This window comes from Caballeronia sp. SEWSISQ10-4 2 (genome assembly GCF_030464885.1).
In the GTDB taxonomy this organism is placed as follows: domain Bacteria; phylum Pseudomonadota; class Gammaproteobacteria; order Burkholderiales; family Burkholderiaceae; genus Caballeronia.
Window position 1 is genome coordinate 12,430 of the sequence record NZ_JALPRJ010000078.1, and the last position, 23,860, is coordinate 36,289.

Consider the following 23,860-nt stretch of genomic DNA (forward strand, 5'->3'; position numbering starts at 1 on the left):
AGGCTCCGGATGTTTGCGTTCAGATTTGGGAACAATCACCAGGGCTCTAACGCTCTGAACGAGCGCAGTCGCACCGCCCAAAACTGGAATGGTTGTCTACGTTTTAGAGCGCTCTTTATTTCGTTTTGAGCGTCTTGACGGTTCTCACCAATATCACGTTTTTATATGCATAGCTAACCGTAGCGAATATTTTCAGGTTGCTCGCATGATTCGATGTAGAGCCGGGGTTGGCGCTGTTTCAGGACGTAGACCGGAGACGGCACCGTGGGGACCGCGTCATGGCTGGCGAGTCAGGTTGACACGCCTGGCGAGCTTGGTTTCGCTCGCACCGTTGGACTATTAATTCTGTCGGCGCGAGCGAAAAAACACTACACGTGGAAGATTTGTGCTACGAGCGTAGCGCCAAGAAACGTTCCGGCATTCGCAACAAACGACACCAGCACGATCCTCCAGCCCAAGCGGCGAAACGCCGGAATATCCTTGGCGATAGACAGCCCCGCGAAGGTAAGCATCGGCGTTGTAATGCCAAGGAAATCGTTCTGCGCGCTATACGCCGATATCTGCGACGCCCAGGGACACAGCGGCGACGTCATGAACATGGCGACAATCGACACCCAGCAGACCGCCGGGATCTTGCGTCCTGTTACCGTATAAACAGCATCACCGACAATCGTCGCGAGCACCATGATCAGCATGCCCGGAAGTCCCATCAGCGGCGTGGTGCCGTGGGTAATCCAGTCACAGCCAAGCGCGAACACGGCAGTGACACCCCAGGCAACAAGTTTCCCGCGATAGCCCAGTTGAGGCGCAGCTGTTTCGACGGCTGTTTCAACACCACCCAGCTTCGGACGGGAGTTTTCAATCGCCTCCGATGCGTCCGACGCCCGGCTCTTGCGACCAATCAACGGTTCGAGCAGGCGATATCCCCACACGGCCATCGGCAGCGAAATAAACAGCGTGAAGTACGTTCCGATAGTCGTCGTGATGAGGTTGCTGGCAGCAGCAAACGTGAGGACCGTCTTCGCCATCTCGGGCGTCTGCTGCGCGGCGATCGCACCGGAAGCAGCGGCCATCATGCTGCCGGAGCCAACGCCTGAACCCATGGCGAGCGCCAGTGGATGGAAGATATTCAGACTCGCCACGAAGCCGGCCAGAATCGCGATGAAGACAGCGCCGAATACGGTACCCGTCAAATATTCGGCGAGAACACCCCGCCCTTCGGGCGAGTCCATGCCGTACTTCTCGCCGATAATCGCAAGGCTCGGTTCACGGCCCACGGAGAACGTCGCCCCGATCGCTTCTCGCTTGATACCGAGCAGCAACGCGAGCGGAAGTCCCAGCAAGATAGTGCCAACGAAGTGACCGAGTTCCTGAAACGCCAGCGCCCAGCCGGCGGCCGCAAGCTTCGGCAAGGCGCTGCCAACCATCAGGCCCAGCTTGGCGACAAAGAGCAAAAGCGCGGGCTGCAAAATGGCCGCGGCCAGGAACTGGGTCTTCACATCGAGCCGGGCAACGCCGCTCCACCGCTCACTGGCCAACCCCAGGGCAGCACCGAGAAGAAGCGCCCAGATCATGGGGAGCAAAACCACTTTGCCCGGTCCCACCTTGAACGTGAACGAGCCGATAAATTCAGCGATTACCAGGATGATCGCCGCATAAAGAAACAGCTTTGCGCTCCTCAGCCCACCACTACCCCATTGCTGCGCAGCCAACGTATTTTCCATTGTTATCTCCCGGTTGTCCTCTCGCGATATATCGGGAACGAGAGGACACGTTGCTCTACAAATAGCCGAACGTCGTCGCTGGCTCTCTGGCGGTTTCTACCCAGATGCTCTTGGTCTGCGTGTACTCGTACAGCGCTTCAACACCGCTGGAACGTCCGTACCCGCTTAAGCCATAACCACCGAACGGGGACGCGACGTTAATGGTCTTGTAGCCATTGACCCAAAACGTGCCCGCGTTGACCTGTCCCGCAACCCGATGCGCACGGCCTACGTCGTTCGTCCATACCGCACCGGCCAAACCAAACTCGGTGTCATTCGCGATAGTAAGGGCTTCTTCTTCGGTATCGAAAGGAATTGCAGCGACCACCGGACCGAAGATTTCGGTGCGCGCTACGTCCATCTCGTTCGTCACGTTCGACAGCACAGTGGGCGCAACGAAATAGCCGCCGGTCGAGCGCTCGGCCGATCCTGCCACAAGGGTCGCACCCGCCTGAACGCCGCTCGCGATCATCTTCATGATGTGGTCATACTGCGTGCGATTGTTGATGGGTCCGACCTCGGTTGCATCGTCCAGCGGCGAGCCAACCTTGATTTTTTTAGCACCCGTAGCAACCATGCCGACGAACTCGTCGTAGACCGAACGTTGCACGAGCAGGCGCGAACCCGCCACGCAACTCTGGCCCGCACCGGCGAAAATCGCGGCCTGGGCGGTCAACGCAGCGCGCTTGAGATCGGCATCGGCGAAGATGATGTTGGCCGACTTGCCGCCCAGTTCCAGCACGCAAGGAAGCACCCGTTTCGCTGCGGCTTCTGCAATGCGCACGCCGGTTGCAGGCGAGCCGACGAACACCACCTTCTTCACAACCTTGTGCGCGATGGCAGCCTGCGCGACGGTCTGACCAAGGCCTGCAAGGACGTTGATGAGCCCCTTCGGCGCGCCCGCTTTTTCGGCCAGCAACCCAACCACCAAGGACGTGAACGGCGTCAGTTCAGAGGGCTTCAGCAAGACGGCGTTGCCCATCGAGATGGCCGGTGCAACCTGCCATCCACATGTAAAGACCGGTGCGTTCCAGGGCGTGATTTGCAGGACTGTTCCGGCCGGCTCGCGGCGCGTGTAGTTCAAATGCGAGGTCGGAACCGGAATGACGTCGCCGTAAAACTTGTCGGCCCAACCGCCGTAATACTCGAACATCTCGGCAACCTTCGCGACTTCGCCCCGGCAGTCGCGAATCGGTTTGCCCGACCCAAGCGACTCGAGACGAGCGATGCTCTCCGCGTCCTTGCGCAGTTCCCGGGCGATCTCGAACATGACGCGTCCACGCGCCGCATGCGTCAATGCCCACCACTGTTTCTGAGCGCGCTGCGCTGCATCCGCTGCCAGTTCGACAACAGCCGCGCCGCCATCCTTGTAAGCGAGGCTCGGCTTGCCGGTCGCCGCGTCGTACAACTGGATGAGCTCGCCCGTGCCTTCAACCAGCTCGCCGCCGACAAACGAACCAATCGTCCTGGCATTCGGGAAGAAATGCGCGAAGGCGGCCAACAGGTTTTCTGCCGCGTTGTTTTCCATATCTGGCTCCTGGTCCTGGTTGCTCTGCTTATTTCTGTTCGATGAATTCAACGATGCGGTTGAAGTCTTCCGCATCGCCGATCGTTCCCGTGCTAGCGGCCCACAACCGCCCTGCTTCGGCTGCAATGGGAGCGTTGATGTTCTGGCTGCGCAGCAGGTCCATTGCGAGGCGAACGTCCTTGCGCATCAGCTTCATCGTGAAGCCGGAATCGAACTTGTCCGTGAAGATCCACGTGGGGTAGTTCGTGAGCGTCGCGCTGTTGCGCCCGGAGCCGCCGTTGAGCGCTTCGACCAGCTTCTCGGGATCGACACCGGCCGCTTGCGCCGCGCGGACCGCTTCGCTGGTCGCAAGCAGGTGCACGCCTGTCAGCAGGTTGTTGATGATCTTCGTGACGTGCCCCGCACCGACCGGGCCGACGTGCACGCGCTTCGCGCTCATGACCGCGAGGATTGGCTCCACGGCAGCGACGTCGTCGTCGGAACCGCCCAGGACCATGGTCATGGTCGCGGTCGCCGCACCCTTCGGGCCGCCACTGACGGGACCATCGACGAAGCCAACCTTCACCTCACTCAGGGCTGCCGCGACCTTGCGCGTGCTGTTGGGCTCCGCCGTGGTGGTATCGACGACGATAAGGCCCGGCTTGGCGCTGGCCGCAACACCTCCTTCGCCCAACACCACTTCTTCGACGATGGCCGACGTCGGCAGCGAAAGGATGAGGACGTCCGATTCGCGCGTGATCTCGGCGATGGACGCGCGGGCAGCCACGCCTTCTGCTTCGAGCTTGCCGGCGACTCCTGGCGCGGCGTCGAAACCGAGCACGGTGTAACCGCCGCGCCTGAGCGAGAGGGCCATTCCCCGCCCCATGTTTCCGAGTCCGATGACCCCAATCGTCTTCATAAATCCACTCCGTAGCGAATACGCCGCCGACTGATTAGGTAAGGTCTAACCGTCATCGAGCGCGTTTTGGAGTTGTCATCTTCGGCCGGGGGATCCCTATAATCAATCAATGCCAATATTGAGAATGTTCTAATTATTAGAACACTGAGAACGCTGAGAACACCGGGAACCCTGCGCAATGGCCGACAACCTGACTGAAAGCAGAATCGTCTATTTCTTCGAGGCCGTGCGTTGCGGGACCATCCGCGCCGCCGCCGACTGGCTCGACGTCGCACCATCCGCCGTCAGCCGGCAAATCGGCTTGCTCGAAACGGAACTCGACGTTGCGCTGATCGAGCGGCACGCCCGCGGCGTCAAGCCGACGGAAGCAGGCCAGTACCTGATCGAATACTTCCGGGAACAACTCGCGCACAAAGACGACCTGATATCGCGGCTGCAAGAACTGCGCGGGCTGCGAACCGGGAACGTCAATGTGATCCTTGGCGAAGGATTTGTGTCGGATGCTCTGGCCGGGCCCATCCATCATTTCTGCAAGCAGTACCCCGGCATCAAGATCAACCTCGACATTGGCAGCACGAACGATGTCATGCGGCGAGTCTCGGAAGACGAAGGCGAGATCGGGCTGGTCTACAACCCGCCAAGCGACCCAAAAATTGTTTCTCGCGCGATCAAGCGGCAACCGATGATGGCCATCGTCAAGCCGAACTTCCTGCGCGGGAGCAAACCGAAATCCATGAGCGTGCAGGAGCTGGCGACCTACCCGCTTGCTGCGACGCATCCGACCTACGGCACTCGCCAGATGCTTCAGGCAGTCGAGTTTGCGGAGAAGATCCGGCTGGAGCCGGTTGTCACGACCAACTCGATCAGTCTCCTGAAGCAGTTCGCCATGTCGGGACTCGGCCTGGCTGTCCTGCCCGCGTTCGCTGTGAGCACGGAGGTGGAGGCGGGAACGCTTCTCGCCATCGAGATCGATCATCCAATCCTGATGAAAGCCGAGGCTCACCTTGTTACGCGCGTCGGGCGGAAGTTGTCGGTGGCGTCGAACAAGATGCTGCAATTGATGTCTTCGCAGATGCAGGCGTTTCGATAAGGGCGCTGCGATTGCAATCACGACGCTCAGCATCTAATTTTTAGAACAAATTTGCCCATGCCGGGCATCGCCCGTTCATTTTTCGCGGTGGAGACTGTCATGACAGGAGACAGACCTTGATCAACATGGACCCCACTACGCTCTGGCAAATCATCCGCGCGGAAGCGGAGCACGAAGCGCAGGCACGACCCGCCATGAGGCGATACTTCGACGCCTATGTGCTTAAGTACGAGACATTCGGCGAGGCCTTCGCGTCGCTGCTTGCCGCCGACCTGATGCGCTCGGACGCGACCCTGCCCGACATGGCGAGCGAATTCAGCGCCGTCATCAAGCAGACCGGCAGCGACTCAAGCGCCGCGGCCGATGTGCACAAGATCGCCTCGTCCAACCCAGCCTGCCCGAATGCGCTGACGGCGTTTTTATCGTTTCGAGGGATTCATGCAGTCCAGTCTCATCGCATTGCGCATGCTCATTGGCTTGCGGGTGAAAAGACGTTCGCCGTTCTGCTGCAGAACTGGTGCGCGAAGTCCTATAACGTCGATATCCACCCTGCTGCCCGGATTGGCAAAGGCCTGTTTGTCGATCACGCGATGGGCATCGTGATTGGCGAAACAGCCGTAGTCGAAGATGAGGTCAGCATGTGGCACGGCGTCACCCTCGGGAGCACGTTTGCCGAAGCCGGCGACCGTCATCCGAAAGTGCGCCGCGGCGCGACGCTTGCCGCTCACGCGATCATCCTGGGCAACATCGAAATTGGCGAAGGTGCGGTTATTGCGGCGGGCAGTGTCGTTCGCACTTCGATTCCCGCCGGCATGGTCGCAGCAGGCGTTCCCGCGAAGGTCATCAAGGCGGTCTCCGGCACGTATGCCGCCATCACTGCTCCCTCTGCTCCCTCTGCTTCTTCTTCCAATAGCTAGGATAACAAAATGATTCCACCGAATCAGCATCGACTGGGCATCGACCATCCGATAGTCTCCGTGAGGAACCATCCCGAAGCCGTTCAGAAGTACATCAAGCTTGGTTTTTCGCCCAGCCCTCTCTCGTACCATCCCTGGGGTTCGGTGCTGACGCTGATGATGTTCGAGAATAATTTCATCGAACTGATCGGGATCGATGATGCGTCGAAGTTCGGGACAAATTCCGTCGATGGCTTCTGCTACGGACGAACGCTAGGCCAATTCCTCGAACGCTCCGAAGGCCTTGGACTGCTGGCTCTGCATAGCAAAGACATCGAAGGCGATTTTGCGGCCGTTAAAGCCACCGGGCTGCCCGTGCAGCAGCGGGTGGACTTCCGGCGCAAGCTCATCAAAGCGGACGGCACGCCCGATGAAGCCGTGGTGTCGCTTGGCATCGTGATGGATACCGAGTTGGGCGATGTGTCCAACGTCCTATGCCAGCAACATCGGCCGGAGTTTATCTGGAGGAAGGATTGGCAAGATCATCCCAACGGCGCGAATGCGGTCGATGAAGTTATCTATGTTGCGGAGGAGCTTGGTGTGCTCGAGACACGGTGGGCGAAGTTGTTCGGAGCGGAGAACGCATCGTGGATCGATGGGCACGTTGAAGCGAACACAGGTTGTGGACGCGTCGTGGCTTTGACACGGTCACAGGCACTCGAACGTTTTGCCTGCGTCGGTTTGCCGGTGAGCTACACGGATAAACCACATGGATTTGCACTGCAGGTGCGGGTTCGCGACTTGGCGGCGGTAGAGCGCATCCTGTCGGAAAACGGCGTGCCGCACGGGCAAACCGCGCGCGGCGTTGCCGTCGCTCCCGAAGCAGCGGGTAATACGATTATTGAATTCGTCGAGTGATTGGGTTTGCGAATGCGGGGCGGCAGTTGGGCGTTGCCGCCTTGCTCTCAATGCGCCTTGCTGTGCGCCCGCTTCGCGGCACCGTTGCCCGGGTTCTTATCGGCCGTCGATGCGTTCGCATTACCCCGGTTCGGAACCTCGACGATAGACGAATCGGTATCGAAGAAAGACGCCAGCGTGGCCTGCTGATTTAGCATCAATTGCTCGATGCGCTGCTGTTGCGCCGTGTTCTCGCCCGTCAGGCGAATCAGCGCGATGGTCTGCGCCACACCCGTCGCGACGGTCACGAGCAACACGCAAATCACGATCATCAGCACCGTTTTCACCCGCCGCGATAACGCCGCCGCCGCGCTACGCTGGTCCGCTATCACGGCATACAACGCGTCGATGGTGTCGGCGTACGCGGTCGCGCGAGCGGTATCGAGTTCGGAAGAATCGCGAGAGGGCGTCGAGGGGGCCGGAGGACTGCTTGCGGTGCTAGAGCGCGTCCGGCGGTCATCGTCGATTAATGCCGCCGCCAGGGATTGCGGCGGGTTGCGGTACGGGTTTGCGGTGGCTCGGGAGGTATCGTGGTTGTTTAAGGGCGTAGGCGTGGCTGGTTTTGTTGCGGCGTTCCTGGCGTCGGGAGCGTTGGGCTCTTCAGGAGCGCTCGCTGCATTCGTCGCATTACGCTCGCCCGGCGCGTCACCGGCATTCGGTGAACGATTCATATTTTCCGTGACGCCATCGCCCGGCTCGCGTGCAGCGTCAGCCGCGCCTCGCAACTCCGTCTCAACGTCACGCGCCGTAGCAGCCAACGACGGCTCAGTCACGGCCACATTCCGGGCTGCGCCCTTGGCTCGCGCCGCCGACGCTCGCTTGTTCGAACCCTGCGCATTCCCCGCATCCAACGCCGCCGCGACCGTAGCACTGCCCGCGCCATCGTCCAGCGATTCGGGCCGCACCGGTCCGGCGACCACGCTATGCGGCGCACTGATATCGTCGAACATAAGCTCCAGCGTGGCAGCGTCGGCTGTCTGGTTTTCCGTTTGCACCGCAGCGGCATCATCGCGCGGCGCGGCGATATCCGACGCCTCCGACAAGCCCGCCGATACAACTCCGCTCCGCACTGGCCGCGCCGAAGCGGACGAACCCTCATCCGCCGAAGCCGTCGCCGACACAGCCGCCATGAACGCCTCGGGCAACTCGAACCCGGGCAACGTGGATTGACGGATATCGGTATTCAACACCTGGAGCGTGGCACGTTCGGCGTCTTCGGCGAACAGATCGAGCGTGGGTGCGCCGTAGGGCGCGCGGCTCAGCAACGCGAGACGCTGGGCCGAGCGAGCGGCGCGGGCGAGCTTGGCATCAGCGTCCGATTCGACCGGGCGGCGAGCAGCCGCAGAAGCAGTATCGGCACGACGCGAACCGGCTGCATCGATGGATTGGCGAGCGGGATTTACAGCGGAATCTGGCATAAGTCGATGATTGACAGCGCGGCCAGACGCGGCCTCGAGCGGCTAAAAACACGCCCGATGAAGCGTCCCGGCGTGGCGCCTCGCAACGGAAAAGCGGCTGCATGGGTTTTCGAGGCCGCATTGTCGCATGCTTGCGTGCTTGGGCCACCGACGCGCGCGTTCTCAAGCCGGACCCTCTTCCTTGAATTCCCGCACGGTTTCCAGCGTGCGCAGTCCCGCCGCCCATGAAAACCGTTCGCGCTCGAAGCCGATCACGCTGCCAGCATCAGGCGGGAGATGAGTTCTACATTGCCTAACATGAGTGGATTTGCTCCTTATAAATGTTTTGTGATGGGATGATGCTACGGTTTATTCGCGCTGGTTCACGCTCGGTCCAGCGCGGATGCACCGCCGTTGTCGTGAAGCGTGGGCGTTTTGATTTATCCTTGGTGCCCCGCATCGGGTTGCGCGCCGGACACGTTCGACGCGCCGCCGCGCTCATCCACCATCGATAAAGCCGTATGCACGACCCAGATCTGACCGCCGTTACGCCCCCGACCGCCGCCGCCCTGCGCGCGCACTACGAACGCGTGGTGCTGCCAATCTGGCGCGGGCCGGGCTTCAACGCGGGTTTGCGGTTGGCGTTCGAGGCCGTCGCCGAGGACGGCCGCACGCCCCTGCCGCCGCAGCGATATCGCGCCATGGCCTGCGCCCGGCAGCTATTCGTATTCTCGCAAGCTGGTGATATCGATCACGCTGACACGCTGTTCGCTTCGCTTCGGACCTATTTTCGGGACACGAAAAACGGCGGCTGGTTCTATAGCGTCGATGCAAACGGCGCGCCGCATGAGCGCCACAAGGATCTGTACACACACGCGTTCGTGATTTTTGCGTGCGCGGAGTACGCGAAACGCGCTGGCGCGGCGGCTGCGAAGGAAGCGCTGGCGGTACTGGAAGAAACATCGGTGGTAATCGAGAGGCGGATGTCGATCGATGGCGTTGGCGCCGGCGGCTTGTTCAGTTCGGCGATGACGGAAGATTTTTCCACCGTGCTGGGTCCTCCGCTGCAAAACCCGCTGATGCATCTGACCGAGGCGTGGCTCGCCGCCCGCGAAACCACCGCAGATCCCGTCTTCGACCGCAGGCTGGAAAAGCTCGCCACAGGGTTCGCGCGGGCTTTCGTGCATGGCGAAACCGGTTGCATCGCCGAGTTGACGATCGGCAGCGCCAATAACTGGCTGGAACCGGGTCATCAGTTCGAGTGGCTTTTCCTAGCCGAAGCCAGCCAGCACGCGGCTTTCGATGCAGCGGGCCTGAACCGCGCGCTGTTTCGCGCATTCGATTTCGTGCAGCAGTCCGGAGTCGATCCGGTGACTGGCGGCGTGGCGGCATCGCTGAACGAACAGGGCGGTGTGATCGATTCGACGCAGCGCATCTGGGCCCAGACCGAATATTTGCGCGCACTCGCGACACATGCGGGCGATACCGTGCGCGAACAGTTGCCGGCGCAGATCGCGCGCTTTGCCGGGCGTTTTCTGCGGCCTCGGGGGTGGATCGAGAGCCAGTCGGCCGAAGGCGTGGTCGTGCGCGCGGAATTGCCATCGACGACGCCCTATCACCTTGCGACCGCGTACGCCGCGTTGCCCTGATATCTGGATTTTTTGCGCTATTGAACGCCTCGCCGTGCAGCGAGGCGTTTTTCATTGCAGCTGGAGAAATTAGCGCGGCGGCGAACGCTTTCCGCGCTTTCGTTTCAAATCACTCATAAAGCCCGTGCAAACCCGGTAATTTGTCCGCAATTTTGAGATCGTCCTTGCGGAGTGACCAAGCGCTACCTACAGTCTTGTGCAGGACCGCGACGAAGGCTCATGCCCCGGTGCGGATTGTGGGACTCACGCTGACTGGACCGAAACCAAGTGTAGGAGTGTCCGAATGGCCGAAATTGTCGATATCGCACGGGGCGCGTTGAACGCGCAGCCGTTTAGCGCCTTGCTGGGTACGAAGCTCATGCAGGTCGACTCCACGAGTCTCACGCTGTGCCTCACCATCCGCGACGAACTCCGGCAACAACACGGTTTCGTGCACGGCGGCGTAGTGAGTTATCTCGTCGATAACGCCCTGACCTTCGCCGGCGCACTACGCCTCGGCCCGAAAGTGGTCACGGGCGAATACAAGATCAATTATTTGCGGCCCGCTGTCTCCGGCACATTGATGGCACGGGCGCGGGTGGTCTACGCCGGCATGACGCAGGCGACCTGCCAATGCGACGTGTATGTCACCGATGGGGGCGCCGAACGGCTCGTAGCAGTGGCGCAGGGAACCATTCATCGGATCAGCGAAATGGCGGCGGAGCTTGAGCCGGTGTTTAACGAGTGAGATAGGGGTGGGGTGCGTTGGTGTTTTACGGCCGTGGTAGTAGGCGTGGCTTTATGCGCTTAAAGGTTAACGCCGGCGAAAACATTCGATTTTGGGTGGAAGCCGTCCGGTTGTTGTTCAACAACGCGCTCCTCCGGCCAAAATCGCTGATCCATCGCGTTGAACTTGCTGTAAAAAATAAGGCCGTTCCAACTAGCGTTGGAACGGCCTTCTTCTTAAACGTGCCGACGCAGCGTCAATTCGCTCGCCAGCTTCGCTTGGTTGCGCCGCAATAAACCGCTTACTTCGCGTCGACCGTGCGTTGCTGCTGCTCGCCCAAGCCCTGGATTCCGAGCCGAACCGTCTGCCCCGCCTTCAGGTAGACCGGCGCCGGCTTCACGCCCATGCCTACGCCCGGCGGCGTGCCGGTGGAAATGACGTCGCCGGGTTGCAGGCTCATCACCTTCGACAAATACGACACCAGCTCTGCCACGCCGAATACCATCGTCTTCGTGCTGCCGTTCTGGTAGCGGTGTCCGTCTACTTCGAGCCACATGCTGAGTTGCTGCGGATCGGCGATCTCGTCTCTCGTGACAAGCCATGGACCGATCGGGCCGAAGGTATCGAAACCCTTGCCCTTGTCCCATTGCGTACCGTGCTCGAGCTGCCATTCGCGCTCGGAGACGTCGTTGATCACGCAATAGCCCGCGACGTAATCCAGCGCGTCCGCCTCGCTGACGTACTTCGCCTCTTTGCCGATCACCACGCCGAGTTCGACTTCCCAATCGGTCTTCTTCGAATTGCGCGGAATCTCGACGTCGTCGTTCGGACCGCAAATGGCACTCGTCCATTTGCCGAAAAGCACGGGCTCCGTCGGCACCGGCAGATTCGATTCGGCCGCGTGATCAGCGTAATTCAGCCCGATACAGACAAACTTGCCCACACTTCCTACGCACGGTCCAATGCGCGGTTCGCCCGGCACTTCAGGCAATGAGGCCGGATCGAGCGCGCGCAGTTTGGCCACGGTGGCGTCGGATAGCGCCTCACCGGTGATATCGTCGACTACCTTCGACAAATCGCGAATCTTGCCGTTCTGATCCAGCAAACCCGGTTTTTCCTGACCCTTCGGCCCATAGCGCAGCAGTTTCATTGTGAGTGATCCTTCAGTTTTCAGGTTTTGATTCGGTTTCGAAATGTTCGGATTGACCAGCCGATTCGGTCGAATGAGATAACTTGGAGTTACTTTCGGTCGCTTTCAGTCAAATGAGCCGGGCCGGTCGTGAACGACGATTCATCAGACGCGAGTTACAACGATAGCATCGCGTTTTCTTCAATTCCTGCATCCACGTTATGCCGGTTGATACGTCGCAATGCCAACGCAGCGCCAATCTTTTTACCATCCTGCGCTTTCATTGCAATTGCTGTTGAGCAATTCCGGGTATACCGCGCTCATTCTTCATGCTTTTACAACCGGTAGAACGCGCGCGCGGTATCGCCGAAGATCGCTTCCTGTGCAGGCGCGTCAAGGCGTGACGTCAATTGTCGCGCTGCATCAAACCAGTGCGCGTAATCGCCGTTCAGGTTCAGGACAGGCCAGTCGCTGCCCCACATCAGGCGTTCAGGCCCAAAGTGTTCGAGAAGATGATCGACGTAGGGCTTGAGCGTTGCCACAGTCCAATCGGGCGCAGCCTCAGTCGCCAGACCAGAGAGTTTGCAGTGCAGCCGTTGTGGCAACGCGGCCAATTCCGCTATGCCGTCGGCCCAGCTTTGCCAGGCCACATCGTCTTCCTTGCCTTCCTTGATTTGCGGCTTCGCGCCATGATCGACGACGATTCGCAACTCGGGAAAACGCGTGGCAAACACCTTCAGAGAAGGCACATGGCGCGAAAATATCAATGCATCGAAGGCGAGGTCGTGTTTGATCAGCGCCTGGACTGCCGGAGTCAGTTCCGGATTCTCGATCCAGCGGTCATCCGGCAGGTCCTGCAGCATCGGACGCACACCCTTGAATTTCGGTTCCCGCGCGAGTTCATCGATCAATTCGACGGCGTTCGGCGCGTCAAGCGGAACCCAGCCAACAATACCGGCAATAGACGCATCGCCGCGGGCGAGATCAAGTAGATAATGCGTTTCATCGACGGTCGGCGCGGCCTGAACCACCACCGTCCGCGCGATGTTGGCCGCTTCCCGAAGCGGCTTCAGGTCATCGGGACCAAACACGCGGTACAACGTCTGCAACTCCGGCGTTAACCAACCGTAGTCGCCACGCGATGGGTCCCAGAAATGCTGATGTGCGTCGATACGTTCAGCGCTCATGGTTTTCGTGAATCCGCGTGATCGATGCCTGCTTGATCCATGCGTGGTACAGGCGCCGAACGATGCAACAAACCCGCCGCTCGCAACGCGTCCCACAACTCATCCGGCAATGGAACGGCGAATGAAGCTGCGTTCAGACGTACTTCCTCAGGGTTCCGTGCGCCCATGAGCACCGTGGCCACAACTTTATGCGCATAAGGAAACTGCAAAGCCGCGCTGGACAAGGCAACGCCATGCTCACGACACACCCGTTCAAGCGCTTCAACGCGCTCGATGATCAACGGCGGCGCATCGCCATAGTTGAACTTTTGGTTGTCCGCCTTTGGCGCTGTCTCGGGATTCAGTCCCCGCGCGAGAATGCCTGAATTGAACGCGCCACCGAGCACAATGCTGACGCCGCGCTTCTCGCATTCGGGCAGCAAGTCGTCGAGTACCGCTTGCTCCAGCAAGGTGTAGCGTCCCGCCAGCAACGCGCAATCGATGTTGTATTCCGCCATTACTTCCTGAATGGCCGCACCTTCGTTCACACCGAGTCCAACCGCTTTTACGCCGCGCGATGCGCGCAGTTCATCGAGCGCCCGAAAGCCGCCCTCGTTCGACAGTTGCCGCCAGTAACGCGCGTTATTTTCTCCGTGTGTGACGCGGCCGATATCGTGGATCAGCACAATATCGATATCGACGATACCCATGCGTTGCTGGCTGTCCTCGAACGATCGAAGAATGCCGTCGTAGGTGTAGTCGAAGATCGCCTGGAACGGCAGCGGATCCGACCAGCCTTCGCTGCCGTCGTAAGGCGTGGTGCGCGGGACAAAATGGCGGCCGACTTTGGTCGACAGCACGTAGTCTTCACGTGGGTATCGGCGCAGCGCATCGCCTAACCGGTGTTCGGCTTTCGTGTGGCCGTAATGCGGCGCGGTATCGAAAAAACGGATGCCGCTTTGCCACGCGGCATCCACCGTCGCCTGCGCGTCTGCCTCGGAAAGATCGTGATACAGGCCGCCCAGCGGTGCAGTGCCCAGCGACAGCGCCGTGACCTCCAGCGACGTTTTACCCACCTTGCGCTTTTTCACGACGGGATTTCCAGTGATTGGGTTCATTGCGTTGGATCCAATGAGTCACATTCAAATCGAAGGAATCGATACCGCATACCGCGGCGTCGCGCTCGCCGGCAGGCATGCCGGACCAACAGGATCAAAGGTTTTGTACGTCAGGATGAACTCCTGATGGCCGAGCGATTCCGACTTCGACGCTGCACCTGCCGCCACGCTCACGGTTGCATCAAATACTTCGCGGCCGACTTCATCGAGCGTCGCGCGGCCTTCCAGAATGCGGCCCGCATCGACGTCCATATCGCCGGAAAGATTCCGATACGTCGCCGGATTCGCGCAAATCTTGATGACGGGCGAGATGGCCGAACCGACCACCGAACCGCGGCCAGTCGTGAACAGGATCACGTGCGCCCCGCATGCGATCAGTTCGCCGATTTCCGCGTTGTCGCTGATGTTCGGAAAGCCGAAACGCGGTTCGCCGTCGGGCACGACATCGAGCAGATACAGACCGCCGACGGGCGGAATGTCGCCGGGTTTCACAATCCCCACGATGGGCGACGCGCCGCTTTTCGCATACGCGCCGAGTGACTTTTCTTCCTGCGTGGTGAGGCCGCCGTCCGCATTGCCGACCGCGAACGAGCCGTGTCCAAGGATGGAGTAGTAACGCGCCGCCTTGTCCACGCACGCGACAATTTCACGGCCCAACTCGGGACGCGCTGCCCGGCTTTTCATATGGAATTCGCAGCCAACCAGTTCGCCGGTTTCCTCGAAGATGCAGGTGGCGCCGGCATCGATGAGTGCATCGAAGGCGCGGCCCACGGCGGGATTCGCGGTGATGCCGCTCGTGCCGTCCGAGCCGCCGCAAATCGTGCCGACGATTAATTCATCGAGCGCCATCGGCACCTTGGGTTGCTGCGCGAGCGTTGCGCGTGCGTCGCGAATCCAGTCAATGCCGTTCTGAATCGTGCTGCGCGTGCCGCCTTTTTCCTGGATCGTCAGCACCTCGGCGGGGCGGCCGCTCGCACGCACGGCGTCGACGAGATAGTGCTTATTCATGCTTTCGCAGCCGAGCGACACGAACAACACCGCGCCCACGTTCGGGTGCGTGGTCAGCCGCTCCATCATCTTTTCGGCATAACTGTTCGGGTAGCAACCCGGAAAGCCGATCAGGTGAACCGGGGGTTCTTGCGCGGCGGCGGGATCGTCGAAAGCGTCAAACGCCGGGCGAAACTGCGCGACGATTTCCCGCGCGACGTGATGCGCGCACTCGACGAGATAAGCGACCGCGATCACATTGCGGATGCCCTTGCGGCCATCGGCACGCAGGAAACCTTGAAGTTGCGGATTGGTGGTTGCGGTCATCGCCTTAGCGTTCCCGGTGATCCACGAACGCATGGCCGGCGTCGTGGGTGTAGGTCGGGAGATAGTCGCTCTCGAGATTGTGCGTATGCAGATGTTCGCCGGGCTGAACGTCCGACGTCACGTGGCCAATGATCGCGCCATAGCGCAGCACTTTTTCGTCGGTACGCAGCGCGCGGCGCGCGACTTTGTGCCCCAGGTCGATAGTCTTCGCAAGCGTGACGATCTCCCCTTCGATCTTCACACGCTCCCCCGCTTCCAGACGAGCGCCGGCAATCAGGCAATTGTCTTGCGGACTTTGAAGAATAAGCCGGGCGTCGGTGGGCTTGTGAGGGGCGTGCTGCACGGAAACTTCCTTGGGATCGGGCGCCATTCGGGTGGCATTCGGGCGGTAGTTCGAGCAATGCCGCGGGTTTGCATCAGTACAATCATTTATCAGTGAACGTATTATTCATATGCGCACAAGTTGAAGTCAAGCTAAGTGCGCCGCTGAGCGGTCCGTGTTTTCCCTTAGCATCTTGCTTTTAAGCGACTTAACCGAAGGTCATCATGCAGGCAGACGATCCCACCGACGCCGACCGCTACCGCGCGCCCGCGCTGGATAAAGGTCTCGACATCCTCGAATTGCTCGCCGAGCAAAAGGATGGACTGACACGCGCCGAGATCACGAAATCGCTCGGACGCAACGCAAGCGAGATGTACCGGATGCTCGAACGGCTGGTCGCGCGGCAGTACGTGGTGCGCTCACCCGCGGGCGATCGCTATTCGCTGAGCCTGAAGCTGTACGCACTCGCGCACCGCCATCCACCGATGAACCGTCTGATCGCGGAAGCCTTGCCGGTCATGCAGCGTTTCGCCGATCGCGCGGAGCAGTCGTGTCATCTCGCCGCCTATGACCGCGGCAACTTGCTCGTGATCGCTCAGGTCGACGGGCCGGGCACGTGGGGGATTTCGGTGCGGCTCGGCGCACGGGTTGGATTGATCGATACCGGTTCGGGCCGCGTGATCCTCGCGTTTCAGAGCGCGGAGCAGCGTGCGCATATGCTTGCGGAACACACACGCGTCAGGGGTGAGTCCGAGTTGGATCCGCTCGCGTTGGAAAATGCGTATCGGCAGATTCGCGCGGACGGTTTTCTGCATAAGGAAAGTCAGCAGACTTTCGGCGTGATGGACGTGAGTTTTCCACTGCTTGGGCCCTCCGGCCAAGCGATTGCGACGCTGACGTGTCCGTATCTCAGGCGTATCGACGAATACGTGGCGCCTTCCATCAGCGAGGTGAGTGCGCTGCTCGGTGAAGCGGCCGCGGCGCTGTCGATGTTCCGTGAGCCGGACGTGGAATTCGATGAGTCGCAAGATTCGAGCGCGGCTTAGTAGCTGGCACGGCTGGCGCGGCTGGCAAACCCGGCAAGTTGTAGACACGCGCGACGCGTTAGAATGGCGACCCTCTCAAAAAGCGGAACGTCGCCCCGTGCGCCGTTTCGCGTCTTTTTCTACGCAAGGCAATGGCGAAACTCCTCTCCGATCCCGAATTCCAGCGCTTCTCCGAACTTCAGCAAAAGCAGTCCAGTTTCACGATCACGAGCGAGGAAGCGGACGAGCTGCGCGATATCGTCGCGCGCGCGCAGCAAAAGCGCGACGACCGTGCTGCGGCGATGCAGTCCATCGAGACGTTTATCAAGCAATTCGACATTGGCGCAGACGAACTCTTCACGTCCGACCAGATAGCCGATGCCGCCCGCAATTTCGGCCTGATTCCCGCGGCGAAGAAGGAACGCGTGCTGCCGCCGCAGTTGTCGTTCAACGGCAAGCCGTATCAATGGACCGCTCGCGCGCTGCCGGACGACATTCGCGTTCCGCTGTTCGAGGCGTTCACATCGGGTGCGTCGGTGAAAGCGTTTATTGCTACGCCTAAGGACGCTACGCGTTGTGCGGCAACTATCGCGCGTCTGGAGCGGGAAACCGGTAGCACTTATGCCGATGCCTGGCTGGAAGAACTGGCCGTATCGCGTGCGCAAGTCGACGACGCGCTCGCAAAGCTGCCCGCTTGATTCGACGGGGCGACGATGTGCGGGTTGCGAGTGACCACTTCGCAACCCGCGTTCCGGCCGCCCGGCGCGGCGGCCAGATGTAAGCGCCCTTCTCCGGTCTTCACGGCAACACCGCGTCGGCTTCCGCCAGCCTCATCCGGAAACCGATCACGCCGGGATCTTCCGTCGCTACGATCTGGAATCCGCAACGGCGCGCGAGTGCGATCATGCCGGTATTCTCACGCAACGCCTCGCCAACCAGCCAGCGCGTCCCGCGCGTCCGGCAGTACGCAATGACCCGCGTCACCAGTAACATCCCCAGCCGCTTGCCCTTCTGGTCAGAGCGCACCGCAACCGCGAACTCGGCTGTCTCGTTATCCGGATCGGCGACAGCGCGCACCACGCCCAAGGTCTTCATCGCGTCGTTTTCACCAGTCAGGGCGATGAACGCCATCTCGCGGTCGTAGTCGATCTGCGTCATCCGCGCGAGTTGCGAGTGATCGAAACTGCGCACAGAACTGAAGAACCGCAAGCGTAGATCGTCGGGCGTCATCGCGGCGACGAAGGCACTGTGGGCGGCTTCGTCGTCGGGACGTATTGGCCGCACACAGATGCGCAAGCCGTTCCAGTCGAGCGTCTCCTCCAGTTGGCGCGGATACGGCTGGATCGCGAGCGGCGTGCGATGCGCGGCCAGCGTCAGATGCGGCTCATGGACCACGACGGCCTGCCGGGTCACAAACACCGTCAACCGCAACGCGACAATCTGCTCGATCTCGCAGACCGCCTGCGACAAGGCGGTCAACGCAACGAGCAAACTCTCCGCCGGAAGTTCGCGCGCCCTCGGTGAATGCATCACAAGGTCGCGCGCCAACACCGGGTTGAGTGGCGGCAGCGCGAATTCGTGCAATGCATCCGGCAATCCGAGCGCACCAACGGCCTTAAACTCGAACACTGGCCCGAACACACGATGATTCAGCAAGCGGACATCGATTTCGATGGTGTCGTCGCTGCGGGGCCCCGCCGACCCCGCCTTCACGACCACGCCGAATTGCGCCAGGACCCGCGATGCCCGCTCGCCGTCCAGTTCCGCGACACCCGCCGCCAATGCAGCCATGACCTGAGCCTGCGCACTGTCCAGCGCGACCACCGTCTGAGGACGTGGCCCATCGGGCGTCTGCATCAACAACTCGCGGCCCTGGCGATAATCCACGAGCCGCGCGAAACCCCGCGCCAGGCGTTGAGGCGTGGTATGCACGGGAATGCCATGAGCGTGCAACGCATCGCGCGTGGCGTGATCCACGCAGCCGAAAAAACAGGCCATCAAGCCGCGATACGCGTGGCTTTGCTGTGCGATCAACATGCGCGCGACTTCGGCGACGGGCGCGGTATGCGTTGGCGCGTGGACCACGAACGCTGTCCCGGTCTCGCGGTGCGGCGCAAGCGCTTCGAGCGCCGCGCCGAAGTCAGCGGCCGCAGCAGTGTCTCCGAGTTGCAACGGATTACCCAGCCGTGCGCGTGGCAAAGCTGCGGCGACCGCCTGGCGCGCGGCGTCGGGCCAGAGCGCGAGCGCGTCGCCAGCAGCGGCAAACGCGTCCGCGGCGAGAGCGGCCACGCCGCGGTCGCTGGTGATGACCGTCGCCCGGTCGCTTGCGGCCACACGACCCACACCGAGCGTCTCGATTTCGTCGAGCAGGTCGTCAAGGGAATCGACGCGTACCAGGCCTGCGCGCCGGAACGCGGCGCTGTAAAGCGCATCGAAAGGATCGTCGTGGCCCGTGCGCAAAACCAGAACAGGTTTATTGCGCGCCGCCGCCCGGGCCGCCGACATGAACTTGCGCGCCATTTGCACCGATTCGATCGCCATCAGGATCGCGCGCGTGCGTGAATCGCTCGCGAGGAAATCGAGGATGTCGCCCACGTCGACGTCAGCCTCGTCGCCCAGCGCGACCACCCGCGAAAAACCAAGCCCGCGAGCGTTCGCCCAGCCCATGACGCCGTTGGTCAACGCATTCGACGCCGATACCCACGCCACGCCGCCTGGCACGACAGCGCATGATGGCGCGCCCAGCACCGCGCCTATGGCCGGCGTCATCACGCCCACGCTCGCCGGACCGACCACACGCAGCAAAAACGGCCGCGCTGCCGCAAGCGTGCGGCGTGTCCACTCCCGCCCGTCCGGCTCCCCCGCCTGCCCGATGATCACCACCGCCCGTGTGCCGCGCTCGCCCAGTTGCCTGACGATCTCCGGCCACGTGGATGGGAGCGTGCACAACACCGCGACAGTCGGTGCATCGGGCAAGTCGCCGATGCGCGCATAAGCCACGGCCTCATTCAACTGGCGATGCTTCGGATTCACGGGCCAGACCGCGCCCGCGAAGTTCGCGCGGCTCAGCCGCGACCACACCATTTCCCCGATGCTCCCCGCACGCAGCGACGCACCGATCACAGCGATCGACTTTGGGTTGAAGAGTGCGTCGAGATTGCGTACGGTCATGCGGCCCCCGTGAATGGGATCTATCCAGCATAGGCGATTCGCGAGCCGGCTCCGCGCAATACGGCATCATTTCGCGCTCTTCCTCGCGGTACGCGAGGTTCAGTTGCAATTGCATGTTGATGGGCTTGTGCCAGCCGTGCCGCTCGCAGATCTGAACGATCTTTGCGAGCTGCCAGGTGTACATGGTCGATACCCCGATGTAGCGCGCCTTGCCCGACCGGACGATCTCGTCCAGCGCGCCCATCGCTTCTTCCACGGGCGGGGCGGTATCGAAGTAATGCAGCATGTAGACGTCGACGTAATCCATGCCCAGCCGCCGCAACGATGCGTCGATACCGTCCAGCACGTGCTTGCGCGAATGGCCGCCCGCGTTCTGATACGCGCCCATGTCGTAGCCGACCTTGGTCGTGACCACGATTTCCTCGCGCCGCGCGAGGCGTCCGAGAATTCGGCCGACAACTTCCTCGCCAACGCCTGCCGAATAGAAATCGGCGAGATCGATGAAGTTCACGCCCGCTTCCAGCGCGTGACGGACGATCGGTTCACTTTTCTGTTCGTCGAATATCCAGGGCCTCCACTGCGGCGTGCCCATGTTCATGGTGCCGAGACACAGACGCGACACTTTGAGGCCTGACTGGCCCAGACGCACATATTCCATTCTTTGAGCTCCATGACGAGCGCCGACGCGCGACGCCCGTGCGCTGTTTTTAGAGGGCTGCCTGCGGCAAGCGGGGGGTGTAGAAGGGATTCGATACTTCACGCGCAGCGGCAAACACGTCTTCCTTCGACGGCAAGCCAAGCATGGCTGCCTTGATGGCGTTTTTTGCCGCGCGGTAGTTGTTGCGAAAAACAGCGTCGAGGTCGTCGGTCAATGGGTTCACCCAATTCGTCGATACCACCACCCAATCGTTCTCCGCTTCAGGCGGCAACGTGCCATCCTGGAGCGATTCGGCGACCGCCTTGGCAATGCCTGCCTGCGATGCGCCCCAGGTCGCGTTGCCGTGGAACTCACTCGCTATCGGCGCTTTATTCACGTACAGCGTAAGCGGCTTCGTGGGGATGCCCGGCTGCGCGATGACGACAAACGGCGCATGGCCCGCTGATGGCGTAGCGAATGCTGTAGCGAACGCCTGCCCCGCTGGACCACTGCGCGGGCCGACAAGCACGTTGATGTGAGCGAGATTGACGCCCGGACCTTCAAAGCCCTCGCCAATATGGAGGGAGCGGCCGGATTGGGATGCTGGCATGTTGGGTTCCGTTCATGGAGTGGATCGATGAACAGATTGTGCGAGCGAGCGTCGATGAGGAGGAGTCGATGATTCGTGCGAACGGCTATGAGCGCGGCTCAGATCGGGGAATGCCCGGAGGCCGGCGAGTGGGCCGTCATCGTCTTGACGACCGGCATGCCGCGATTGGCGTTTATCTTTCGGAAGACGGGATCGCGCCGTAGCGCTCGAAGAAACCGCGATGCTGTTGTTCGTCGACGCCCGCCGGATGAACGTCCGTCGAAGCCGGCCGGCGCTCGAGCATTGCTTTCGGGCGAATCGAGCGGAGCTGGAAACCGCCGCCGCAATTGGGACACACATTGCGGAGTCGGACCAGCACGCAAGCTTCGCAGAACGTGCATTCGAAGCTGCAGATCATGGCGTCGCGCGCATCGGGCGGCAGCGCCTTTCCACAGCATTCACAAGTTGGGCGCAAGGCAAGCATTATCGATTTCTCCTTTTGTTGCAGTCTAGGACCGGAGTTCGACCTTGCCCCGCCAATCTGCCCACGATTTACGTCAGCACGCCCCACATGACCAGCGTCAATGCCAGGCCGACCACGGAGACGATGGTTTGCAGCACCGACCAGACATACACCGTCTGCTTCAGTTGCAAGCCGAAATACTCGCGGACCATCCAGAAACCCGCATCGTTGACGTGGCAGAAAAACACCGAACCCGCGCCGATAGCAAGCGCCAGCAGCGAGTTGTGGGTCGCGCTCAAACCGGCCACGACGGGCGCGATGATGCCGGCGGTGGTCGTGGTCGCGACGGTCGCCGAGCCGGTCGCCTGCCGCAACGCCACCGCGATCAACCACGCGAGCAGGATCAGCGGCATGTGCGAGCCGATCGCGATCTTGCCGATCGTCGTGCTGATGCCCGCGGCGACCAGCGTCTGCTTGAGGCCGCCGCCCGCGCCGATGGTCAGCAGCAACGCGCAGATCGGCGGCAAGCTTTTACGCAGAATCCCGCCCACCCGGTCACGCGGCATGCCACGCGTCCAGCCCAGCGCAACGATCGCGAAAAGAACGGTGAGTCCCAAAGCGATGAGCGGCTCACCGAGGAAATTAAGGGTATCGAAGAGGAACGTTTCGGGCTGAATGGCCAGTTTCGCCACCGTTCGGCCAAGCATCAGGACAACGGGCAAGAGAATGGTCAGTAGCGAGATGCCGAAGCTCGGCGTGTCCAGCCCACCGTTCGCATCGACTTTCGATGAGAACAGCTTGCCCATCTCCTCCGGCTCCTCGACGCGCATGCGGCGCGACAGCCACATGCCGTAGACCGGGCCAGCGAGAATCACGGCAGGGATGGCCACGATGAAACCAAGCCCCATCGTGATCCCGAGATCCGCGTGCAGCGCACTGACCGCGATCAACGGACCGGGATGCGGTGGCAACAGCGCGTGCAGCGTGGTCATGCCGGCGAGCGCGGGTATCGCGATACGCAGGATCGGCTGCTTCGAGCGGCGCGCCATCACAAAGATGATCGGCACCATCATGACAAGACCGACTTCGAAGAACAGCGGCAAACCGATGATGATCGCCACCAGCGCCATCAGCCACGGCAGCGTGCGCGGCGTGGAGTGATCGAGGATGGTGGAGACCAGCCGGTCCGCCGCGCCCGATTCGGCCATCAGCGCACCGAGCATGGCCCCGAGCGCAATGATGATGCCGACATCGCCCAGGATGCCGCCCGCCCCTTTGCTGAACGCGCTCGCGACCGCTTCCAGCGGCAAGCTCGCCGTGAAACCCGCGACGAAAGTGCCGACGAGAATCGAGAGAAATGGCGCCAGTTTCAGCGCGCTGATGAGAACGATGATCGACGCCAGACCGAGCGCACATGCAATGAGGAGACGCGTGTCGTGGGAGGACCATGCGGCGAGAGTCGAGGTCAGATGCACTGAAATGCCCTTGGCTAAGTGGAGAGAGTGACCGGATTATCGGCGATGGCGTTTATCGGTGAGCCTGTGGTTTGTGGCCTGTGCGCCTCGCAGTGGCCGCGATTTTACGAGTGACGGCTTACAAAATACTTGGGATGTTTTCAGGTCGCGGAGGAAATCACCGGCGATGATTCTTCGATAAGTTAGAATATTTTCTATATTTTTAATTCTTATACTTGGCATTTAACCTCGCCACCGCGGCGAAGCGATCCCCTGCTGAAAACTCCATTGCAGAGGTGCTTCTAGAAGATAGCTGGGTGGCATAGCGAATTCCTCGGTTGCGCGAGGCGAAGCGCAGAACCGTTTGCACCGTTTGCTAACAAGGTCTCGCGTCGGTCTATGTCAGCCTACTTTTTGCGACATGCGCGGGTTGCGCAGCGTCAACTGACCCTGACCTTCGTAGGTGCGCATTGGCATAACCGAGGGTTGGACCATCGCGCGCTTGCTCAACCACATGCCCTCGACTTCGCCGTACGTGAGGCCGGACTTTATGCGCATAAAGCTCCTTTAACGCTCGCGGGGGGGGGG

At 61.1% G+C, this 23,860-nt stretch carries 23 protein-coding genes and 2 pseudogenes; 9 read left to right on the forward strand and 16 right to left on the reverse strand.

What is annotated here, in order from left to right:
• Nucleotides 1-368 precede the first annotated feature (368 nt).
• From M0D69_RS35155 to M0D69_RS35165, 3 genes are read right to left on the reverse strand one after another with little or no spacing between them, the layout of a single operon-like run.
• Nucleotides 369-1,724 carry a DUF3100 domain-containing protein gene (locus M0D69_RS35155; RefSeq protein WP_301786432.1) on the reverse strand — a complete coding sequence of 452 codons (1,356 nt, stop codon included), beginning with the start codon at nucleotides 1,722-1,724 and terminating at the stop codon, nucleotides 369-371.
• A gap of 55 nt (nucleotides 1,725-1,779) precedes the next feature.
• Nucleotides 1,780-3,291: an aldehyde dehydrogenase gene (locus tag M0D69_RS35160; protein WP_301786433.1), complete on the reverse strand. Its 1,512-nt coding sequence runs from the start codon at nucleotides 3,289-3,291 to the stop codon at nucleotides 1,780-1,782.
• Between the two features lie 28 nt (nucleotides 3,292-3,319).
• The gene (locus M0D69_RS35165) at nucleotides 3,320-4,189 is read right to left on the reverse strand and encodes an NAD(P)-dependent oxidoreductase (protein ID WP_301786434.1); all 870 of its coding nucleotides are present in this window, start codon (nucleotides 4,187-4,189) and stop codon (nucleotides 3,320-3,322) included.
• A 178-nt stretch (nucleotides 4,190-4,367) separates the two neighbouring features.
• Here M0D69_RS35165 and M0D69_RS35170 point away from each other — a divergent pair, with 178 nt between their 5' ends.
• The 3 genes from M0D69_RS35170 to M0D69_RS35180 all read left to right on the forward strand — a co-directional run bounded on the left by M0D69_RS35170 (nucleotide 4,368) and on the right by M0D69_RS35180 (nucleotide 7,093).
• Nucleotides 4,368-5,279 carry a LysR family transcriptional regulator gene (locus M0D69_RS35170; RefSeq protein WP_301786435.1) on the forward strand — a complete coding sequence of 304 codons (912 nt, stop codon included), beginning with the start codon at nucleotides 4,368-4,370 and terminating at the stop codon, nucleotides 5,277-5,279.
• A 125-nt stretch (nucleotides 5,280-5,404) separates the two neighbouring features.
• A complete protein-coding gene (gene epsC, locus M0D69_RS35175; RefSeq protein ID WP_301786451.1) occupies nucleotides 5,405-6,196 on the forward strand; it encodes a serine O-acetyltransferase EpsC in 792 nt (263 codons plus the stop codon).
• A 9-nt stretch (nucleotides 6,197-6,205) separates the two neighbouring features.
• Entirely contained in the window at nucleotides 6,206-7,093 is an 888-nt protein-coding gene (locus tag M0D69_RS35180) for a VOC family protein (protein WP_301786436.1), read from the forward strand.
• A 47-nt stretch (nucleotides 7,094-7,140) separates the two neighbouring features.
• On the opposite strand, the gene M0D69_RS35185 is transcribed toward M0D69_RS35180, so the two are convergent.
• Both M0D69_RS35185 and M0D69_RS35190 read right to left on the reverse strand, forming a co-directional pair.
• Nucleotides 7,141-8,550 carry a hypothetical protein gene (locus M0D69_RS35185; RefSeq protein WP_301786437.1) on the reverse strand — a complete coding sequence of 470 codons (1,410 nt, stop codon included), beginning with the start codon at nucleotides 8,548-8,550 and terminating at the stop codon, nucleotides 7,141-7,143.
• A gap of 204 nt (nucleotides 8,551-8,754) precedes the next feature.
• Nucleotides 8,755-8,849, reverse strand: a pseudogene (locus M0D69_RS35190) (MgtC/SapB family protein); the annotation flags it as partial.
• A gap of 201 nt (nucleotides 8,850-9,050) precedes the next feature.
• On the opposite strand from M0D69_RS35190, the gene M0D69_RS35195 reads away from it, so the two are divergent.
• The 3 genes from M0D69_RS35195 to M0D69_RS35205 all read left to right on the forward strand — a co-directional run bounded on the left by M0D69_RS35195 (nucleotide 9,051) and on the right by M0D69_RS35205 (nucleotide 11,180).
• Nucleotides 9,051-10,178, forward strand: coding sequence for an AGE family epimerase/isomerase (locus M0D69_RS35195; RefSeq protein ID WP_301786438.1), 1,128 nt, complete (start codon nucleotides 9,051-9,053; stop codon nucleotides 10,176-10,178).
• A gap of 283 nt (nucleotides 10,179-10,461) precedes the next feature.
• On the forward strand, nucleotides 10,462-10,905 hold the full coding sequence (locus tag M0D69_RS35200) for a PaaI family thioesterase (RefSeq protein ID WP_047847384.1): 444 nt from the start codon (nucleotides 10,462-10,464) through the stop codon (nucleotides 10,903-10,905).
• Between the two features lie 53 nt (nucleotides 10,906-10,958).
• A complete protein-coding gene (locus M0D69_RS35205) occupies nucleotides 10,959-11,180 on the forward strand; it encodes a hypothetical protein (RefSeq protein WP_301786439.1) in 222 nt (73 codons plus the stop codon).
• A gap of 5 nt (nucleotides 11,181-11,185) precedes the next feature.
• Here M0D69_RS35205 and M0D69_RS35210 read toward each other — a convergent pair whose 3' ends face one another.
• From M0D69_RS35210 to M0D69_RS35230, 5 genes are all read right to left on the reverse strand, one after another.
• The gene (locus M0D69_RS35210; protein ID WP_301786440.1) at nucleotides 11,186-12,034 is read right to left on the reverse strand and encodes an ureidoglycolate lyase; all 849 of its coding nucleotides are present in this window, start codon (nucleotides 12,032-12,034) and stop codon (nucleotides 11,186-11,188) included.
• Between the two features lie 314 nt (nucleotides 12,035-12,348).
• Entirely contained in the window at nucleotides 12,349-13,200 is an 852-nt protein-coding gene (locus M0D69_RS35215) for an amidohydrolase (protein ID WP_301786441.1), read from the reverse strand.
• Nucleotides 13,197-14,297 carry an aldo/keto reductase gene (locus M0D69_RS35220; RefSeq protein ID WP_301786442.1) on the reverse strand — a complete coding sequence of 367 codons (1,101 nt, stop codon included), beginning with the start codon at nucleotides 14,295-14,297 and terminating at the stop codon, nucleotides 13,197-13,199. The genes M0D69_RS35215 and M0D69_RS35220 overlap by 4 nt, the downstream gene beginning before the upstream one ends.
• Before the next feature lie 24 nt (nucleotides 14,298-14,321).
• Nucleotides 14,322-15,611 (reverse strand): UxaA family hydrolase, encoded by a 1,290-nt coding sequence (locus tag M0D69_RS35225; protein WP_301786443.1) that lies wholly within the window; start codon nucleotides 15,609-15,611, stop codon nucleotides 14,322-14,324.
• Between the two features lie 4 nt (nucleotides 15,612-15,615).
• Complete coding sequence (locus M0D69_RS35230; RefSeq protein ID WP_301786444.1) at nucleotides 15,616-15,954, reverse strand: UxaA family hydrolase; 339 nt, start codon at nucleotides 15,952-15,954, stop codon at nucleotides 15,616-15,618.
• A gap of 203 nt (nucleotides 15,955-16,157) precedes the next feature.
• Here M0D69_RS35230 and M0D69_RS35235 point away from each other — a divergent pair, with 203 nt between their 5' ends.
• Together M0D69_RS35235 and M0D69_RS35240 are read left to right on the forward strand one after the other, a co-directional pair.
• Nucleotides 16,158-16,979, forward strand: coding sequence for an IclR family transcriptional regulator (locus M0D69_RS35235; RefSeq protein WP_301786445.1), 822 nt, complete (start codon nucleotides 16,158-16,160; stop codon nucleotides 16,977-16,979).
• 131 nt (nucleotides 16,980-17,110) lie between these two features.
• A complete protein-coding gene (locus M0D69_RS35240) occupies nucleotides 17,111-17,656 on the forward strand; it encodes a hypothetical protein (RefSeq protein ID WP_047847379.1) in 546 nt (181 codons plus the stop codon).
• Between the two features lie 100 nt (nucleotides 17,657-17,756).
• Here the strand turns inward: M0D69_RS35240 and M0D69_RS35245 are convergent, their stop codons facing one another.
• From M0D69_RS35245 to fae, 3 genes and pseudogenes are all read right to left on the reverse strand, one after another.
• Nucleotides 17,757-20,129, reverse strand: coding sequence for a GNAT family N-acetyltransferase (locus M0D69_RS35245; RefSeq protein WP_301786446.1), 2,373 nt, complete (start codon nucleotides 20,127-20,129; stop codon nucleotides 17,757-17,759).
• Nucleotides 20,130-20,184: 55 nt separating this feature from the next.
• Nucleotides 20,185-20,787 (reverse strand): annotated as a pseudogene (locus M0D69_RS35250) (aldo/keto reductase); the annotation flags it as partial.
• 49 nt (nucleotides 20,788-20,836) lie between these two features.
• Nucleotides 20,837-21,376: a formaldehyde-activating enzyme gene (fae, locus tag M0D69_RS35255; RefSeq protein ID WP_301786447.1), complete on the reverse strand. Its 540-nt coding sequence runs from the start codon at nucleotides 21,374-21,376 to the stop codon at nucleotides 20,837-20,839.
• A 14-nt stretch (nucleotides 21,377-21,390) separates the two neighbouring features.
• Here fae and M0D69_RS35260 point away from each other — a divergent pair, with 14 nt between their 5' ends.
• Nucleotides 21,391-21,579 (forward strand): hypothetical protein, encoded by a 189-nt coding sequence (locus tag M0D69_RS35260; protein ID WP_301786452.1) that lies wholly within the window; start codon nucleotides 21,391-21,393, stop codon nucleotides 21,577-21,579.
• Here the strand turns inward: M0D69_RS35260 and M0D69_RS35265 are convergent.
• From M0D69_RS35265 to M0D69_RS35275, 3 genes are all read right to left on the reverse strand, one after another.
• The gene (locus M0D69_RS35265) at nucleotides 21,549-21,839 is read right to left on the reverse strand and encodes a DUF1272 domain-containing protein (protein ID WP_301786448.1); all 291 of its coding nucleotides are present in this window, start codon (nucleotides 21,837-21,839) and stop codon (nucleotides 21,549-21,551) included. The genes M0D69_RS35260 and M0D69_RS35265 overlap by 31 nt on opposite strands.
• Before the next feature lie 68 nt (nucleotides 21,840-21,907).
• Complete coding sequence (locus M0D69_RS35270; RefSeq protein WP_301786449.1) at nucleotides 21,908-23,293, reverse strand: GntP family permease; 1,386 nt, start codon at nucleotides 23,291-23,293, stop codon at nucleotides 21,908-21,910.
• 381 nt (nucleotides 23,294-23,674) lie between these two features.
• Nucleotides 23,675-23,830 carry a hypothetical protein gene (locus tag M0D69_RS35275; protein ID WP_301786450.1) on the reverse strand — a complete coding sequence of 52 codons (156 nt, stop codon included), beginning with the start codon at nucleotides 23,828-23,830 and terminating at the stop codon, nucleotides 23,675-23,677.
• Between the last annotated feature and the right edge of the window lie 30 nt (nucleotides 23,831-23,860).